The organism is Klebsiella sp. 10, assembly GCF_018223925.1.
Classification (GTDB): domain Bacteria; phylum Pseudomonadota; class Gammaproteobacteria; order Enterobacterales; family Enterobacteriaceae; genus Klebsiella; species Klebsiella pneumoniae.
Genome location: NZ_JAGRRB010000007.1, coordinates 106972 through 124002, shown reverse-complemented (window position 1 = coordinate 124002; position 17031 = coordinate 106972). Strand labels below are relative to the sequence as shown.

At 53.2% G+C, this 17031-nt stretch carries 22 protein-coding genes; 19 read left to right on the top strand and 3 right to left on the bottom strand.

Annotated features, from left to right (window positions below):
• Positions 1-13 precede the first annotated feature (13 nt).
• The 11 genes from KHQ26_RS08755 to KHQ26_RS08705 all read left to right on the top strand — a co-directional run bounded on the left by KHQ26_RS08755 (position 14) and on the right by KHQ26_RS08705 (position 7070).
• Positions 14-532 carry a hypothetical protein gene (locus KHQ26_RS08755; RefSeq protein ID WP_130983482.1) on the top strand — a complete coding sequence of 173 codons (519 nt, stop codon included), beginning with the start codon at positions 14-16 and terminating at the stop codon, positions 530-532.
• A gap of 66 nt (positions 533-598) precedes the next feature.
• Positions 599-1984 carry a DUF2213 domain-containing protein gene (locus tag KHQ26_RS08750; protein WP_130983483.1) on the top strand — a complete coding sequence of 462 codons (1386 nt, stop codon included), beginning with the start codon at positions 599-601 and terminating at the stop codon, positions 1982-1984.
• A gap of 3 nt (positions 1985-1987) precedes the next feature.
• On the top strand, positions 1988-2416 hold the full coding sequence (locus KHQ26_RS08745; RefSeq protein ID WP_004151271.1) for a hypothetical protein: 429 nt from the start codon (positions 1988-1990) through the stop codon (positions 2414-2416).
• An 11-nt stretch (positions 2417-2427) separates the two neighbouring features.
• Entirely contained in the window at positions 2428-3522 is a 1095-nt protein-coding gene (locus tag KHQ26_RS08740; RefSeq protein ID WP_004191540.1) for a major capsid protein, read from the top strand.
• 10 nt (positions 3523-3532) lie between these two features.
• Entirely contained in the window at positions 3533-3826 is a 294-nt protein-coding gene (locus KHQ26_RS08735) for a hypothetical protein (protein WP_211777877.1), read from the top strand.
• A gap of 2 nt (positions 3827-3828) precedes the next feature.
• The gene (locus KHQ26_RS08730; protein WP_087778923.1) at positions 3829-4209 is read left to right on the top strand and encodes a hypothetical protein; all 381 of its coding nucleotides are present in this window, start codon (positions 3829-3831) and stop codon (positions 4207-4209) included.
• A 172-nt stretch (positions 4210-4381) separates the two neighbouring features.
• On the top strand, positions 4382-4744 hold the full coding sequence (locus KHQ26_RS08725; protein ID WP_087778921.1) for a hypothetical protein: 363 nt from the start codon (positions 4382-4384) through the stop codon (positions 4742-4744).
• A gap of 2 nt (positions 4745-4746) precedes the next feature.
• Positions 4747-5115: a hypothetical protein gene (locus KHQ26_RS08720; RefSeq protein WP_004191531.1), complete on the top strand. Its 369-nt coding sequence runs from the start codon at positions 4747-4749 to the stop codon at positions 5113-5115.
• Complete coding sequence (locus KHQ26_RS08715; protein ID WP_023339086.1) at positions 5112-5495, top strand: hypothetical protein; 384 nt, start codon at positions 5112-5114, stop codon at positions 5493-5495. Before KHQ26_RS08720 ends, KHQ26_RS08715 begins: the two co-directional genes overlap by 4 nt.
• 58 nt (positions 5496-5553) lie before the next feature.
• Entirely contained in the window at positions 5554-6318 is a 765-nt protein-coding gene (locus tag KHQ26_RS08710; protein WP_064159113.1) for an immunoglobulin domain-containing protein, read from the top strand.
• A gap of 59 nt (positions 6319-6377) precedes the next feature.
• Positions 6378-7070, top strand: a complete 693-nt coding sequence (locus KHQ26_RS08705; RefSeq protein ID WP_087778915.1) for a DUF6246 family protein — start codon at positions 6378-6380, stop codon at positions 7068-7070.
• 50 nt (positions 7071-7120) lie between these two features.
• On the opposite strand, the gene KHQ26_RS08700 is transcribed toward KHQ26_RS08705, so the two are convergent.
• Both KHQ26_RS08700 and KHQ26_RS08695 read right to left on the bottom strand, forming a co-directional pair.
• Positions 7121-7504, bottom strand: a complete 384-nt coding sequence (locus KHQ26_RS08700; RefSeq protein ID WP_047680716.1) for a hypothetical protein — start codon at positions 7502-7504, stop codon at positions 7121-7123.
• 234 nt (positions 7505-7738) lie between these two features.
• Positions 7739-8212, bottom strand: coding sequence for a hypothetical protein (locus KHQ26_RS08695; protein ID WP_047680718.1), 474 nt, complete (start codon positions 8210-8212; stop codon positions 7739-7741).
• Positions 8213-8350: 138 nt separating this feature from the next.
• Between KHQ26_RS08695 and KHQ26_RS08690 the strand changes: the two genes are divergently transcribed.
• Genes KHQ26_RS08690 through KHQ26_RS08675 form a run of 4 tightly spaced genes read left to right on the top strand, consistent with a single transcriptional unit; the run spans position 8351 to position 12805 of the window.
• The gene (locus KHQ26_RS08690; protein ID WP_049182523.1) at positions 8351-8692 is read left to right on the top strand and encodes a hypothetical protein; all 342 of its coding nucleotides are present in this window, start codon (positions 8351-8353) and stop codon (positions 8690-8692) included.
• Between the two features lie 51 nt (positions 8693-8743).
• Positions 8744-9157, top strand: coding sequence for a hypothetical protein (locus KHQ26_RS08685; RefSeq protein ID WP_032428681.1), 414 nt, complete (start codon positions 8744-8746; stop codon positions 9155-9157).
• 59 nt (positions 9158-9216) lie between these two features.
• The gene (locus KHQ26_RS08680) at positions 9217-12585 is read left to right on the top strand and encodes a tape measure protein (RefSeq protein ID WP_211657690.1); all 3369 of its coding nucleotides are present in this window, start codon (positions 9217-9219) and stop codon (positions 12583-12585) included.
• Positions 12586-12625: 40 nt separating this feature from the next.
• Positions 12626-12805, top strand: a complete 180-nt coding sequence (locus KHQ26_RS08675) for a hypothetical protein (RefSeq protein WP_023301682.1) — start codon at positions 12626-12628, stop codon at positions 12803-12805.
• Here KHQ26_RS08675 and KHQ26_RS08670 read toward each other — a convergent pair.
• Complete coding sequence (locus KHQ26_RS08670) at positions 12782-13021, bottom strand: DUF1883 domain-containing protein (protein ID WP_122543637.1); 240 nt, start codon at positions 13019-13021, stop codon at positions 12782-12784. The two genes, KHQ26_RS08675 and KHQ26_RS08670, sit on opposite strands and share 24 nt — an antisense overlap.
• Before the next feature lie 140 nt (positions 13022-13161).
• Here KHQ26_RS08670 and KHQ26_RS08665 point away from each other — a divergent pair, with 140 nt between their 5' ends.
• From KHQ26_RS08665 to KHQ26_RS08650, 4 genes are read left to right on the top strand one after another with little or no spacing between them, the layout of a single operon-like run.
• A complete protein-coding gene (locus KHQ26_RS08665) occupies positions 13162-13638 on the top strand; it encodes a hypothetical protein (RefSeq protein WP_065520028.1) in 477 nt (158 codons plus the stop codon).
• Positions 13638-14108 (top strand): hypothetical protein, encoded by a 471-nt coding sequence (locus KHQ26_RS08660; RefSeq protein ID WP_049185966.1) that lies wholly within the window; start codon positions 13638-13640, stop codon positions 14106-14108. Before KHQ26_RS08665 ends, KHQ26_RS08660 begins: the two co-directional genes overlap by 1 nt.
• The gene (locus KHQ26_RS08655) at positions 14105-14500 is read left to right on the top strand and encodes an NlpC/P60 family protein (RefSeq protein WP_048265765.1); all 396 of its coding nucleotides are present in this window, start codon (positions 14105-14107) and stop codon (positions 14498-14500) included. Before KHQ26_RS08660 ends, KHQ26_RS08655 begins: the two co-directional genes overlap by 4 nt.
• On the top strand, positions 14487-16964 hold the full coding sequence (locus KHQ26_RS08650; RefSeq protein ID WP_211777876.1) for a MoaD/ThiS family protein: 2478 nt from the start codon (positions 14487-14489) through the stop codon (positions 16962-16964). The genes KHQ26_RS08655 and KHQ26_RS08650 overlap by 14 nt, the downstream gene beginning before the upstream one ends.
• Positions 16965-17031 lie beyond the last annotated feature (67 nt).

Here is a 17031-nt window from a genome sequence, read left to right as displayed (position 1 = left end):
TTTGGGGATGGCAATGAGCAGTATAACAGCGACTGAGGTCAGTACTTTTTTTCTGTCATTGATTGTTCCTATCGCAACAGGAATTGTTGCGGCAGGATTTACTGCGTACTTTGCTTTGAATCGATTTTATCGGGAAAAATGGTGGGAGAAAAAGTTTGTAGCATACAATTCAGTTCTTGATAATCTTTTTGAGATAAACGAGATATACAAGGCTGCGTCGTTATATTATGAAAAAGAATGGATAGCACAGAATAACGATAACTACTCTTTCCCTGAAGATAATGTTGATTGGGATAAGTTTCACCAAATTAAGGCACAACTACTCAGAATGTATGCCTTTTCACCAATTTCGTTAAGTTTAGCTTCCCGGACATTGCTAAAGAGTTTTTTTGAGGCAGATAAAGAAGCTGAAAGAAGATCTTTCGAGGATGGGGAGCATGACTTTAGAATATATGACTCAATGTCTTCTAAGATTGAAGAAATTATTGAAGCAATTGTTCGTGATGCTGAAAGTGAGTTAAAATTCAAATAATCAATTAGTGATAGGCCGCTTGTGCGGCCTTTTTTATTGCCTGAAATCCACTAACGAGGACCCAGCATGAAACGCAACCGCGTTAACGTGCTGACCGTCGTCAACTCCGCTTCAAACATCACCACTGAAACCATCGACGGCAAGCCACATATCGTGGTTCGTGGCATCACGCCTGTCGTGGACGATATTGTGATGAACCGGAAGTTGTACCCGGCAGCAGAAATCGAAAAGGCCTACAACACGCTTGAGCGAAACCCGATGCCGCTGGGCCACCCGAAGGTTGACGGCAAGCATGTGTCTGCTCGCGATGTCCGGGCGGTGAATGAATATCACGTAGGCGCATGGCTGCAGAACGTCAGCCACGAAGGTGGGAAGGTGACGGGTGATATGTACGTTAACCGCCAATACGCCGAGTCAAGCGAGAAGGGCAAGCGCCTGATTAACCGCCTTGATGAGATGATCGCCGGTACCAACTCAGAACCCATCCACATCTCCACAGGACTGCTGTATTCCGGCATTGCCGCTAATGGCGAGTCGAAGGGCAAGAAGTACAACGAGATCGCCACCAACATGATGTTTGACCATGTGGCGGTGCTGCTCGATGAGCCTGGCGCCGGAACACCTGATGAAGGCGTGGGCATCTTCGTCAACTCAGAAGGTCATGAGCAGCAGATCGAGGTTGCTCGCCTTGCTGATGGTATCGACTGCACACGCGAAGGACTGCTCAACAAGACCAAATTCTTTTTCACCAATGCCTCCAACTTCTCTTTTGACGACATTTCACGCGCTATCAGCGACAAGCTTCGCGAGGGTGGCACAGAAGATAAGTGGCTATGGCCAGAAACGGTGTGGCCAGACAGCTTCATCTACCGCGATGACACCAGATACCTAAAGCAGAAGTACCTCATCGATGATGACGGCAAAGCCGTGTTCGTCGGCGAACCTGTAGAAGTCGTGCGCAAACCCATTGAGTACGAGATTAAAACCAACGGAGAGAACGATCCGATGAAAGAACTGATTATCAATGCGCTCCAAGCCGCGGGTAAGCCGACTGAAGGCAAGTCCGATGCCGAACTGATGGACGCTTACAACCAGATGAAGGCCGAAGAGGTCACCGCCAAGAAAAAGGGCGATGAAGAAATCGACCCGGCTACCGGCGCGCCCAAAAAGACGGAGCAGGCCGCCAACAATGAAGATATGCCCTCCTGGGCAAAAGCTCTGACCGATCAGGTTTTGGCGCTTAACAGCAAGATCAACGCGAACTCGGAAACCGAGAAGAGCAACATGCGCGCAGCGGTAAAAGCCAAATTTGGCATGACCGATATCGCTGTAAACGCTCTGGACGGCGAGCCTCTGAAAGAGCTGTTTGCTCAATGCCAGACTTCAACCGGCCTGAATGGCGCTTTCCGCCAGGCTACCAATACCCAATCAGTTAGCGAAATGCCGGAGTAAAAAATGGCTAAAGACGGAAAACATGTAATTCACGCCGGTGGCGTATTCCCTAATCCGCTGCTCAACCGTGAAGGCCGCGCCACTGCGGTCAAGCCCGGCACCCTGGGCTTCTTCGATGCTGGCGTCTTCAAGGTGTCGGTAGATGGTAGCGAGACAGCGATTATCTATGTCGCTGACTTCGATTATCTGCGCTGCAAAACAGTGGATGACACTTTTGCTGTAGATGATCTGCTGGTTGGCATCCATCCGCTGCCTGGCATGTTCCTGAACGTGCGCGCAGCCGCCGGTACTTACAAAAAAGGCGACGCTCTTTCAATCGTAAACGGCCAGGTTAAGAAGTGGGCCACCGGTGAAAACGATCGCTGCTATTGCGACGAAGAGCGCTCAATTACCGCCGCTGCTGGCGATCTCATTCGCGTAGTGATCAAGTAAGGAGTCACTGAATGCTTGTTTATTCTAAATCGCTGGGCGAAAAGACCGGCAACCTGGCCGTGAACCAATACCAGTTCGGTATGCTGACTATGGAGCGTAATGCCGCGCTGAACCATCAGGGCGTCAACGTTATGCAGGAGATTGCCGACCGCCTTAATGCTGTTAACCATCTCAACGGCATCAACGCTGTTCGCTCACCTGCTGACCTGTACAAGGCCTTTGACCAGACCGTGCTGCGTCAATTCCAGCCGAACACTGAGTTCACGCTGTTCAACGACCTGATGCCTCTGTCACGTTCGGTGCGCATCAATCAGACGGTGTATGAATACGCCAAGTCTGGCGGCCGCATGTGGGCTCACACCTCCATGTCAGGCCAGATCGGCGCTGCGCTGGATGCTGTGCAGTACCAGTACGACGGTACTATGGTTCCGGTGCACGATACCGGCTTCAAGTTCCACTGGCGTGAGCCTCGCCTGAACAACCCGGATGCGTTCGACATCATCTCTGACGCTCAGTTTGAGTCAACCAACGAAGTGCGCCGCCAGTATGTGGATTACATCTACAACGGCTATCGCGACGCGGAAGGTAACTACATCAAGTTCGACGATAAGACCTGGAAGGGTCTGAAGAACGACGAGCGTGTGGCGATGGTTGACCTGGGCGCATCTGGACTGAATATCGACTTCACCAGCGCATCCGCCACTGCTGAGCAGATCCGTAACGCAGCAATTAAGCTGCGCGACACGCTCAAACTGACCAACAATCAGTACGCCGAGCAGACCTGGTACGTGTCGAGCGCCATCATTTCCAACCTTGAGCGCTACTTCAGCGACAACTATCAGTCTGACACCATCCTGCAAGAGCTTCTGAAACTGTCCGGCATTGCCGCGATTAAAGAAGACGCTCAGCTGACCGGTAACCAGATCCTGATTGTCCCGCTTACCGCTGGCGTGATTGCTCCGATTGTAGGCCAGGCTTTCGGCACCGTTGCCGATCCGCGTCCGTTCTACAACAGCGATTACATCTGGCGTACCTGGGGCGCTGCTGGTCTGATGGTTAAGACTGACATCAACAGCAAAAAATCAGTCATCTACGCACACAGCTAAGGGGCGGTAAATGGCACTGGTAAAAGTGATTAGCGATAACCTTTTCTCCGGTGCCAATCTCCAGAAACTGGAGGTTGGTGCTCAGGTTTCGGTAAGCGGCGATGTCGCTAAGCGCTGGGTGGCCGCCGGTCTGGTTGAAATCATCAGTGATGACGACCAGACACTGGAAGTGGCTACACCTGGCAATGATGCTGCAGAGCAGGCAGAGCAGGCAGAGCAGGCAGAGCAGGCAGAGCAGGCAGAGCAGGCAGAGCAGGCAGAGCAGCAGGAAGAATCTGCCAGCAAATCGAAGAAGGCGAAATAACCATGGCTGACCCAATCACAGCGGCAGACGTGCAGGCGTTCCTCGGTGAATTGGGTTACTCCATCCCGACCGCTCTGCTCGATCCGATTCTCTGCGTGGTGAACAAGATTATCCCGTGCCTCGATGGTGCGGGTTATGACGACTGTTCGGCAAAGCTCATCCTGATGTATGCCGCAGCGCTCATGGCGACGTCTTCCGGTGCCCGGCGAATTAAATCGCAGGGGGCGCCATCAGGAGCGTCGCGCTCGTTCGATTACGGTGACGATGGCATCACCTGGCTGCGTGACTCGCTAGCGAAACTGGATACCAGCGGCTGCACCAGTGAACTACCGATCAGCGCCGGGAACAGTGTGGGCCTGTTTATGGTGGTCGGGGGCTGCTAATGGCGTGGGTTTCAGTTCAGCAACGGCTTCCGCGGACGTTTACCCGGGTGTGGGTGATCACCGATACCGGCGAGCAAACGACGGCGTACGTGAAAAGCGACGGAGAGTGGTTCATCAACTGCGACCGCATACGCGCCACAGGCGCCGCCGTGCTGCGATGGAGGGATGACTGATGTCTTCGGTAGCTAATTGGTCATACACGGCAACGGCGACAATCTGGCGGCGCATACGCGATGCTGACGGTAGCGATACCGACGGCGGAGGTCAGCCGTACGGGTGGGAAGCGCCTATCGCTATCCTCTGCGACTACCAGGGGGGCCTCTCTGCAAAAATCGGTGACCTCGGCCGGGAGATCGTGGTTAAAAACACGATATGGACCGAGTACGCAACGGCGCGGGATGGTGACTATATCCTCATTGGTGCATCTGCAGCCGCAGCCCCTCCAGATGATGCCGACGAGATACGGCAGGTAATCCGCTACGCCGACACGTTCGAGCGACTGGCAGATGACTATGCGATTTTGACAGGAGTCTGATTATGGGCGCTAAAGTTCGCGGCATCCGCCAGGCGAAGGCCAACCTCGATCGCATCATCAAAGACGTCCAGGGGCGTAAAGTCGTGCGAGCAATCCAGTCTGCGATGCTTATTGGCAGTGCGCAGGCTGCGCTTTACACCCCGATCGATACGTCGACGCTTATCAACAGCCAGTTCCGCGAAATCATGGCTAACGGCACCAGGGTAACCGGGCGCGTTGGTTATTCGGCCAACTACGCGGTTTATGTTCACGACCCGGCAGTGAAACAGAACTTCACGCGAGCAACGGCCCGTAAGGAGTTCTTAACGAAGGGCTTCGAAGATACCCGCAGCCAGATTGACGCGGTGGTGAAGAAGGAGCTTTCGCTATGACCCCTCCGATGTATATGCGCCTCAAAGACCTGTTTGTGGCTGAGGGGCTTACCGCGGGGTTTAAGGTCCAGTGGCGGCAATGGCGCGATACCGGGAAAGACACGGACCAGTTCATTGTGTTCAGGCCTTCCGGCGGCACCGATATCACCTTCGACCTTGGCGGCGACTGGTATGTGATGGTTGATGTGATCTCCTCGAAGGCGAACCCCGATGCTGCTGACGCCGCGGTAAACGCCATTGTCGAGTACATCAGCGCGCAATCCGGCGCCGATGATTGCGTTGGCGCGCTGCGGCTTGTCGGTAATGTACCGGCGCCGATCCCCACCGAAGAGGGCCGGTTAGTAACCCGGCTGCTCGTCTCCTGCACATACGGCGAATAATCGTCAGAATCACCCATCAGGCTGCCATATGGCGGCCTTTTTTAATTGAGAGGCATACATGCAAGGCTGCGCTAATGACACCGGCAAGCTGATTGGTAAGGTGGCCGTGCTCCGCATGGCTTTTGGCTGTGCTGATACGGTTCCTGCGCTTTCCGAATGGAAGCGACTCGGCGCCATGACTACCAAGGGCTTCGACTACTCCATGAATACCGTCTCCTCTGAGGCTGACGATACAAAGGGGCTGGTTGAGAACCTGGTCAACAATATGGACTTCACCATCTCAGGAGAAGGTGAGTTCCGCAAGAAAGACAAGACGACGGAAGTCGGCGCTATTGCCATCTCGAAATATATTTTCGATGAAGTGCAGGCCGGCCGTCAGCCGACAGTCTGGGTCCGCTTCGACTTCACTGGTGAAGACGCTGGCACTTATATCATGGGGTACTTCAACACCACCTCCTGGTCTGGTGATTTCGGCACCTCGGATATTTCGACCTTCTCCGGCGAGTGGAAAGTTGCTGATGCAGACACCGTGGTATTTGAGGTCGCTCCGCCGGCGCTGGCGTTTACCACCAACCTGCCAACGACCAAAAGCGTGGCGGCCGGATCGGCTCTGACTATGTCGGTCGTGGTTGAGGGTGGCACTTCGCCTTACACCTACGTCTGGAAGAAAGACGGCACGGTTGTCAGCGGGCAAACAACGGCGACCTTCAACAAGGCCAGCTCAGTTTCCGGTGATGCAGGCGTATATACCTGCGAAGTTACTGACTCTGCAGCGACGCCAGTCAAAATCACCTCAGTGGCATGCACGGTCACGATCAGCTAACAACATCGTGAATAGTACAAAGGGCATTCTGCGCCCTTGATACTGTTTATGGAGCGACTATGACCCCCATTAAAGAATTAGGCGAATGCCTTATCGGTACCGATGACCGGGAATTCTTTTTCCGACCGTCATTCCGCAACATGGCGCGCATCGGTGAGCCTGCCGAAATCGTTCAAACGTTCTATGACCTGTGCAACGATGAGGCTACTCCGTTGATACAGCGCGCCGCTCAGGCCTATATCCGCGACGAGTACAGCCGGCTTCCGGATTGTGTGCTGCGCTATATCCAGAGTGGGCTACTGACCCGCAAAGCCATCATGGCAGCACACGCGGTACTGACAGCGTGCTGCGACGACGATATCGGAGCTCTGGTTGGCTGGATGAAGCCGGGAAAGACCCGTAAGCGTGGCTTTGTCTGGCGCCCGGGCAGCATGCCGCCGGAGAACATGGTTATCGTCGCGCAAAACCTGATGATGCACGGCATCATCGGCAAAGCGAAGGTGCGCAAGCTGCAGCGTTACGAAACTAACGAGACAACCGCAGAATTCCGCGCCGCCGACTACATCATGGCGGCGCGCAACCATTTCGGCATAAGCCGGGAAGAGGCCGAGAACCTCACGATGACAGAGTTCGCCATGATGATTAATGCCAAATACCCAAGTCAGAACGGCTTCACGCGCGAAGAGTACGACACGGTCATGGGCGAAGACGATCGCCGCTGGCAGGCGATGATGGCGCGTGAGAAAACATGACTGCGGATTACCTCTTTGTGCGTCTGGCGCTTCGAAGAGCAAAAGTAGCCCTAGCTTATACGGTCATCATTATTCTTAGCTGTAACTATGAGGCTTTTCGCATTTTCAAGAGATTTTGCTAATTCCTCCTGAGACATCCCGGTAGCCTTAAATTTATAGCCGTCTTTCTCAACAAAAATGGTTTTACGGGAGTTTCGCTTGGTGAATGCCCATATCGCGCTACCCAAACACCCCCAGAAGGCTTTGGATTCTATCAACGCTATTGCAATTTCTTTCAAATCGGTAGAGTTGACGATAAAACCCATATCACCAGTTCTGAATTCATATCTTCGTTCTAATTTGGGAGTGTACTTTATGTCGTTTTCTTTGAGAGTGGCGCAAAAGGCAGCAGAAATATCCGAAGGGAACTGCAACTTCAAAGGGGCTTTGTCCATTAAAATCACCTATGAGACATGGGGGGCAAGGTTAAGAAATTTCAGCATTTTTGCTCAGGCCGCACTGTCATCACTGCTTAACAAAGATACTGAGCTTCTGTTTTATGATGACGATATTGCAGAGTGGACACGTGGCATGAACCGTCAAGAGACTAACTCTGGAAGAAACAATCTGAAATCCTGACATTTGATCAGTGCCCGCCATGCGGCGGGTTTGTGTCTTATTGTTCCTGCTCACTTTCCAAGAAGCACTGATATCCCGGCGGTTGTTGCTGCCTGTACCACGGTTTTAATGGCTTCCGTCGACATTTCGCCGAGAGTCGACTTGGCTTTTTCCTTCTGTTCGTCGTTCATGTTTGAAATGGCGATCAGGTCTTCGAGGACGATCACCGCCTCCCGGTGGAGCTTAATGGTCTGTACGTTCAGGATTGCGCCCAAACCGCCGTCATCGCGAATGAAATCTATGCCTTTGCTGGTGATTTTCGTGAAAGAGTCCATTACAGATGGCAGTCGTCGGCCTATTTCATTGCTAAGTCTTATCTCAATGAGTCCGTGACCAGCAAGATAAAGTAAGTTGGCAGTAAAGATATTAATGCCTCCAAATTTTTCTGAAAAATCCTTTGAGAAGCTACTATCGGCAGATTCTGGGTAAATGTCGCAAAGACGTTGGAGTAGCTCTCGCTGGATTGTGCGGTCAAACTTATCCATGTTGATTCCTTGTTTCGGATTTACGCTCCAACCTACTCTGAAAGCGCGCCGCCGAACATCCTGATAAACGATCAGGTGGTTTTGTCGTTCCCTCCCATCCCTGCTAATCTGTCCAAAACTAACCAGTGGGATAGGGATATGACAGAAGAAGAGTGGCTCGAAGGTCTTCGTGGGCTGCCTGAAGATGTGATTTTAAAGATCCACTTTGACCTTCAAGAGAAAATTAAGAAGCACTATAAACTGCGCGATTCTGGCAAGAACCTCGAGAAGGCAATTCATTACTGCCAACAGCAAATAGCCCTTGCCCCATTAGCTATGTCTGCCATGAAGAAAAATCCTGGCATGTACGATAATGGGCAATTCTTTGCTCCTGGACATCATGGTTACAGACAATACGCGACGATCCTCAAGAAGCAGAAGGACGCAGCCGGCCTGGATGCTCTCCTTAAAAAGAAAAAGGCGGAAGGATGGGCAGACTAAAGATGTTTGGTTTGCTACGATTTTCTTACTTTTACTGAGGGGGATAGGGATATGAGCTTTGCCAGTCAATCTACGCAGCAAATTTTTCCATTTCCGGCTGACGTTGCCTTTGAAAAACTTTTAGAGGCTATTCCAGAAGTCGGGATGACGATTAAACAGAAGGATGACACACTTCGCCGAGTTTCCGTAAGTGCTGGAATTTCACTTTTCTCATGGGGTGAAAATGTGTCTATTGTGGTGAATTCCGACGGCGAAAACTCATGCGTCGTCGGTATAGACTCCGCCCTGAAGTTAGGCGTTAACGTGACAGGTGCACACAGGCATCAGAAAAACTTCGACAAAATCATTTATGCACTTAGCGGCAAATTAAAAGAGTGGCAAAGGCAGCAGCCTTTAGACCTCGGTCCCGAAAAAACAGATGATGAGTATCTCGAAGAGGCCCGAAGAAAAGCTGGGCTAATATAACAAAACTCAACCCCAAAACCTCGCTTCGGCGGGGTTTTTTATTGCCCGGAGAAAAGGAAATGGCTGAGAACGCTGGCGGTATTTATTACGACATTGAAATGGATGTGCGCGGGCTACTTACCGCTCAGCAGCGCGTTAACCAGCGCCTTGATCTGATGGAACGGGGATTTGATAAAACATCACGCTCCATTGATACCACAGAGCGTTCGATGTCGAGCTTGTCACGTGTAGCGGTTGCGCTCACCGCGGCATTGTCAGTTCAGCAGGTGGCTGAATACGCTGATGCGTGGGCTACTGTTAACAATAAATTATCAAACTCTATTCGCCCATCAGAACAACTTGCCGATGTAACCGAGCGGGTTTTCAACATTACTCAGCAAACTCGCAGTAGTTTAGATGCAACGGCATCCCTCTACGCAAGACTAGAAAGGGCAACCAGGCAGTACGGGACCAGCGCAGATGATCTGGCGAAGTTAACCACAATTATAAACCAAGGGTTCGTTGTATCAGGTGCCACGGCGCAAGAGGCCGAGAACGCGATTATTCAGCTATCTCAGGGCCTTGCTTCTGGAGCTTTACGCGGCGAGGAATTCAACTCTGTAAACGAGCAGGGTAACCGCCTTATCGTAGCCCTTGCTGACTCTATGGGGGTCAGCATCGGCCAGATGCGCAACATGGCGGCACAGGGCAAGCTAACGACAGATGTTGTGGTTAACGGTCTGCTTTCCCAGGGGAGTTTAATCGGTGCTGAATTTGCCAACACCACTACGACTATCAGCCAGGCTCTTCAGGTTGCTGGCAATAACATCACTAAGTTCTTCGGTGAAAATTCTACGGTTAAAACAGGCGCGGCAATTTTCAGTGATGCAGTGGTCACCATCAGTGAGAATATTGGCGGACTGAGCGCGTTGCTGACTGGTGCCGCGGCTATTCTTGGGAGTCGGTATGTCGGCGCCTTAACTATGGCTACTGCGGCTAAAATCAAAGCAGCTGCCGCATCACGCACGCTTTCAGCAGAAGAATCATTAGCAGCTCAGGCTTCCGCGAATAAAGCAGCGGCAGACCTCAGGGCTGCAGCGGTCGCAAAACAACGGGCCTTAGATGAGATAAGGCTCGCAGAAATGATGCGCCTTACTGCTATCAGCGAAACCAACGCTGCGGCAGCTGAACAGCGCTTGTCCGTTGCCAGGGTTGCGGCTGCCGGTGCGGTTGATAATTATAATCGAGCACTGGCGGCAAACAGGGCTGCTCAAATGGCTCTCTCATCTGGTGCCAGCCTGGCTAGCAGGGCTCTCGGGTTAATTGGTGGGCCTGCCGGAGCGGCAATGCTTGCTGCTAGTGCAATCCTTTACTTTTCACAGCGCGCAAAAGAGGCCAGGAATGACGCTAATGCCCTTGCAGATAGCGTTAACGATCTGAGCTCAAAATTCCAGACGATGTCGCATACAGAGCTGGCGGCAACGATAGGAAAGCTAAGCCAAAGCCTGCCTGAATTAAGTGACGCGGTATCAGACGCACAAAAGGAATTCAATGACGCGACATCGGCTGTCCAGCGACAGCAGCGAGAAATTGCAAACTGGGGTACGAATACAACGAGAGGGCGGCAGGCTGCCGAGGCGCTTAGCGGCGCACAGGATAACCTAGCTATAGCTACCCTTGAGCTGGAGAAGGCCCAGAACAGACTGAGTCAGACCCAAAACGCCATTAACATTGGCCGCGCTACGCTAAACGGAACGATGAAGCAAGGTATCGATTTGCTGCGCAGGGATGGGCAGGAAGCGGGAATTGCTGCCGGCATGATGAGCAAGTTGGGAGATATGATTAATTTTGCGGCCAAGGCAAAAGACAAATTCAACTCCAGCAGCCTCATGGTTGAACGCCCGAAAGATGTTCAGGAGTATCTGGATAAGCTACAGGATCAGGTAACACTTCAGAGCGAGCTTAATGACAGGAAGCGAGCGCAATTAAGGGCTGAGCAGGACATTAGGAAACTCGGTGGATCAGAGGCGGATGTTAACCTTGCTCGTGACAGAGCAGCAGCTGAATTCGATGCTCAACAAGCGCAGCAAAATAACAAAAAGGCCACCAAGGAAGCGGAATCTGAGGCTAAGAAACTTGCTAACCAGCAGGAATCGGTAAACCAAAAACTTGAAAATCTGCGCCAGCAATCAGAGCTCGCTGCTGGCTCAACGCAGGAGTTAAGCCGGGAGCAGGCAGTATTACAGGCTCAGCAATCACTAGGTAAGGGAGCCACCCAAGAGCAAATTGCCCTTGCCGGTAAATACCGTGGAGAAATATGGGATACGGCTAATGCCCTCAAAGCCCAGGCTGCGGCAGAAAAACCGCTCCCTGAAGCCAGAGAGAATGCGTCTTACCAGCAGGATGTTAAAGATCTGCAAACTGCACTGGCCGCCAAAAAAATCACTCAGCAGCAGTACAATCAGACCAGTGAGCAACTGGAGGCTCAGCACCAGGTTAATCTGGCTAAGATACGCGCTCAGCAAACTGTAAGCCCCATGCAGGAAGCTCGGGGGCAGATTGACCCCGTCCAACAGCTGGCTAATCAGCATGCTCAGGAGTTGGCTCTCATCCAGCAGTTCGAAACGCAGAAGGGGCAGATAACCCAGCGCGGTCTTGAACTGATGAATGCCGCTAACACTCAGTACGAGCAACAGCGCATAGCGGCGCAGTGGGAGATATGGAGGCAACAAAACGCAGGATATGAGGTAGCTGCTGCGGCATTTGATTCATTTGCAGGAAACGCCTCTAATGCCCTCACTGGCATACTCACTGGCAGTATGTCTGTCAGCGAAGCCATGAGCTCACTCGGATCAACTGTCCTAAACAGCGTTATCAACTCCTTTGTCCAGATGGGAGTTGAGTGGTTGAAGTCTGTAATTATGGGGCAGGCTGGAATGACCGCCGCTTCTGGAATGGCTATTGCGCAAGGGCAACTAATAGCCGCATCCATGGCTCCGGCTGCTGCAATGACCTCCCTTGCCACGGCTGGCGCTAACGCTATCCCCGCTCAGGCAGGAATAGCTTCAACAGTTGGCATGGCGCAGGCCCTTTCAATAGCCGGCGCTCGCTACAACGGCGGACCGGTATCAGCCGGCGGCCTGTATCAGGTCGGCGAGAAAGGTAAGCCAGAGATTTACCAGGCCAGCACCGGCAAGCAGTACATGATCCCCGGCGATAACGGGAAGGTCATCAGCAATAAGGATATGCAGTCAGGAGGAGGGATCAGCGTGCAGGTGAACGTCATCAACCAGTCTACCGGTGCCACCGTACAGAGTGCCGACGGCTATATGCAGGACGGTAGCGCAGTGGTGGATTTGCTGATCACCGACATGGAAAGAGGCGGCCCCATATCCTCTCAGATGCAGCAGACATTTGGACTAAGCCGCAAAGCGCAAGGTGCTTACTAAACCAAACCCGCTCCGGCGGGTTTTTTAATGGGTGAACATAATGAAAGTAGCAATCGAAGTGAATGGCGAGGTTATCTGGTACCGCGACAGCGATAAACAGGAGGGGGTGGCGTCGTTGGGCTACTTGAAGGACGGCACACAGCAGAAAATCATTGCCGCCCTTGAGGAGGCTTTATTCCAGGCGAAAGGGCAGATGCTATTGCCTGATTACGTTGATTGAATATCTGTATGTAGCGCGATGCCCGGCAGGGAGAGCCAGAACGACATTCCAGTTACCGGAGTGCGGCACTGCAATGTTGGCGGGAAATTGTTTATAGAATCCTCCGTAGACCTTGCAACTTTCACCTCGCTTATATCGGTTATAAGCAGCGTCATCCATAACAAGGACGTTGATTTGGTGGGAGCACTGAACGGAAACTATTGATCCTCCCTCCATGTAATCCCTGCTGTGCGTGTAAGACATATGACCTCTCTTGCTGTGTGTGAAAAATACACAGTATCAGCGAGACACATTTAGTAACATCCTGATAAAAGATCAGTGCCGCAGCCGCGGCATTTTTTATGCCCGGAGGAAACGTGGCAACAGTTCAATACCCTCCGTTCCTGCCGCTTCCCCAGCGTGCCGATCAGAACATGACGCAGGATACAGCCTGGCAGACGACGCAGACGGCAGTCGGTCCATTGATAATCACGCCGATCACCACGGACCTCAAAGCAACCTGGACGCTGCAGTGGATTTTCACGCTGGCACAGGCTGAGCGATTTAAGTCGTGGCTGCGCTCGCCGACATACTGCGACCGCGGGCGCGCCTGGTTCCAGATGCCGATCGACCTGGGTGATACGCAGGGCGTGCAGCAGCAGACGCTGCATTTCGTCGACATGCCGGTACAGACCAGCAAAAACGGTAACATTGTCACCTGGACCGCAACGGTCATCAGCAACGGTATCGATGACATAACTGAGGACTACGACGACTGGATCGTTGAGGCCCAGCCTGGCTATGGATACTGGCTGGATTATCTGATAACCGAAGTGATGCCGAGGGCAGACTGATGCCGACTTTACGAGAATGGAAAGAGCGCAGGCCGGCCAGTGATATCAAACAGACGGTGGAGTTTTACCATCCTGCGTTTGGTTATTACAGGGTAGTCAATAACCTGTTCCGCCCGGCGACGTTTGGCGGCAACTCATTCGAGCCTGCGCGGTTCAGCGTGACCGAGCCGGCACAGGACGGGACGGCGGTCATATCAATGACCATAACGTTTGTCGCCGCCACGGAACATGTCAGGCAGACACTGAAAAGCTGGCGCGGGGCGGCGCGCATGACGCCGATACAATGCCTGTATCAGCAGTGGAATGCGATTGGTGATGCATCATCCCTGAAAGACTGGACGCTTTACGTGAACGACATTTCAGCCGATGCCAGCAACGTCACTGTGACCGCCGGTAAGACCAATCCGCTGACGTTGGCCAACTCCATCATTTACACCACGAAAGACTATCCCGGACTGATCACCGTATGACACAGAGCGACTTTATCGGGCTTGTTAACGGCAAGCCCTGGGCTAATCGCGCCTGCAGTTTTGAGCAGATGGACTGCTGGGGCCTGGTGGTTCTCTATTACCGGCATGTGCTCGGCCTGGAGCTGCATCACATCGCCGGCTACGAATCGGGCGCGGATTTCATCACCTGCTACGAACAGGAGCACGCGCACTGGCGGCGTGTGCCGGTTGCCGCCATCGGCTGCATCGCGGTTTTTTACCGAGGCGACGTGCCGGCGCATATCGGTGTGATGATCAGCCCGGTGAAATGCCTGCACGCCCGCGGGGAGTTTGGTTTTGTGCGCTGCGATAGCCCGCTGGCATTACTGAAGGTTTATAGCAAAGTGGAGTACATGGTGCATGGTGCGATATGAGTTACAGAGGCTGCCTGGCGCGCCGCTGCAGCGGGGAACGGTAGATGCCGGCACCACACTGGTGAGCCTGCTGGATTCTCTGCAGCTGCACCGCGATGTTATCGTGAAACTGAATGGCAGAGCACTGCCGGACGATTACGACATCAGCCGGCCACTGCGATCTGGCGACGTGGTGGCTGTGTTCGACCAGCCAGAGGGCGGGGTTGGCAAACTCATCACCACGATATTGCGTCCGGTCACGAAAATCCTCTCCGGCGCGCTGAAGGTGTTCGGACTGTCAAATAAGCCTAGTGCGTCGGTATCGGTGGCGACAGGCGAATCCCCCAACAACGACTTAACCGGCCAGACGAACCGCGCGCGACTCTACAAGGGGCGCCCTAACATTTACGGCCAGTGCCGCGTCTTTCCTGACCTGATTCAGGAAGCACTGTTTGAGTTCGTCGACAATAACAAACAGCTTACTGAATGGTTCGAGGTGGGTTACGGCCGGTACACCATATCGTCGATCCGCTACTCGGAATCGAACCTCGGCAGCCTGGCTGGCGCCAGTTCCGCTATTTATAACCCTGGTGACGTGATCGGCACGATTGAAGTCGGCTATCAGTTCGATGATGTCGATAACGAAACTGTCCCCGGACTGAACGAAAGCCAGGACTTCCCGGCCCAAACCGCTACCACGACGGCGCCGACATCGGTGGCGATCGAGAGTAATCAGCTCAAGGCTGTTGTGCTGTCGAACGATGACAACTTTGCATACTTCGCCGCGCTGGCGGTACCTCATCCCGTGTCATTCGTCATTAATGCTACCTGGAGCGAAGGCGGGACAAGTGTCACACGGAATGTCACCGGCGCCGGGAATATCATCTCCTCGGAGAGCTTTATCGGCGACGATACGCTTTCGTACACGACGTTCTATATTGGCGAACTATCGGGAGAAATTACGTCTCTGCCGGGCAATGCAGTTATCAACCCGACGCTGTTCACGCTGAACGACCAGACCCCTCTGGTTATCGGACCGTCAGTGTCGCCGATCGTCTCGACGCAGGTCTGGGTGCATGTGCTGGTTCAGCTCGGCGCGACGGCCGGCACAACGCAATACCGGATCAAGTTCTGGCAGGTCGATGACGACAACAATCAGGTTCCGGGGACATCCGAGCAGCACGATTATTTCTTCGATAACGACTTCCAGGTGACGACCCGGTATTTCCGCACAACGCATAAGTTCGTTCCGTCTGCCGGGGCGGGGCGCTATGCGGTGACCATCGAGCGCCTCGACAACAGCAATGACGCCAACGTCGTGACGCTGATGGCGATCCACGCAGTGAACGTGCGCGAAAACGTCGTGTATCCGGAAGACACGATTGCCCGCATCACGATCAAAGGCTCGAACGACAGCAACAGCAACCGCGAGCAGAAGTACAACATGCTGGCGCAGCGGCATACCATCAGCTACGACCGGACAACCGGCGCGGTCGATTATACGCTGCGGCCGAGTCGCTCGTTTGCCGACGCTATCCTTCACGAATGGGTGGTTGTGGGTAAGCAGGACGTGGCCAGTATTGACGTCGCCGCTCTGTATGCCATTGCCGATTCGCTGCCGGATGCCCAGCTTGGGTATTTCGATTACACCTTCTCGGATGAGAAGCAGTCGCTGGGTGAGAAAATAGCGACGATCGCCAATGTGGCCCGCGTTGACGGCAATAACATCGGCGATGTGCTGACGTTCTGGCGTGATGAGAAAGTGACAAATCCAGACGCGGTTTTTGCGCGCTCAAACATGTTCTGGGACGAGTACAAAGTCGCCTGGCAAATGTCTCTCCCCGGCGGTTACGACGGCGTGGCGCTGGACTACGTAGACCCGTTGACGAACAAAAAGGCGTACATCTACCTTCAGATCGACAGCGGCGGGATCACTGAGGTTGAGGACGCCACGGTTAATGCGATGCAGATCAGCCTGGACGGCTGCCGAAACGCCACTCAGGCGATAGACCGGGCCTGGCTTGAGGCGAGAAAAATTCTCTACTCACGCCTGACCATGACGGTGAAAGTGCTGGAGTCGACGCAGGTGGTGCGAGGTACGGTGGTTCAGTGTCCGGACATGTACGACAACGCGCAGCAGACTGGATACATCACCGGGCGCTCCGGGGATGTGTTCACGACGTCAGAGCGTATCGACTTTTCCCTCGGCGATATGTGGGTGGTGATGACCGACAGCCTCGGCAATTACCGCGGGCGCTGGCTGGCCTATCCGGTAAACGGCAATGCCAAGGCATTCCAGGCTGCAGCCGATACCTTCGATTTGAACATTTATGACCGAGTAAATGTGCAAAACTCCAGCCGGTATTTCATCGCTACCGACTCGGAACTGAACTCCACAATCTGGCGCGTCGATAGCGCCAAGCCAAATGGTGACGATACTCAAACGCTATCCCTGACTGAGTATTCAGACTCGATTTATCCGTAACACAGAGCAGTAATTACCAACCTTCGCGCACAACATCAGATTAATTTCTGAGGGGTTCGTGCGCCTT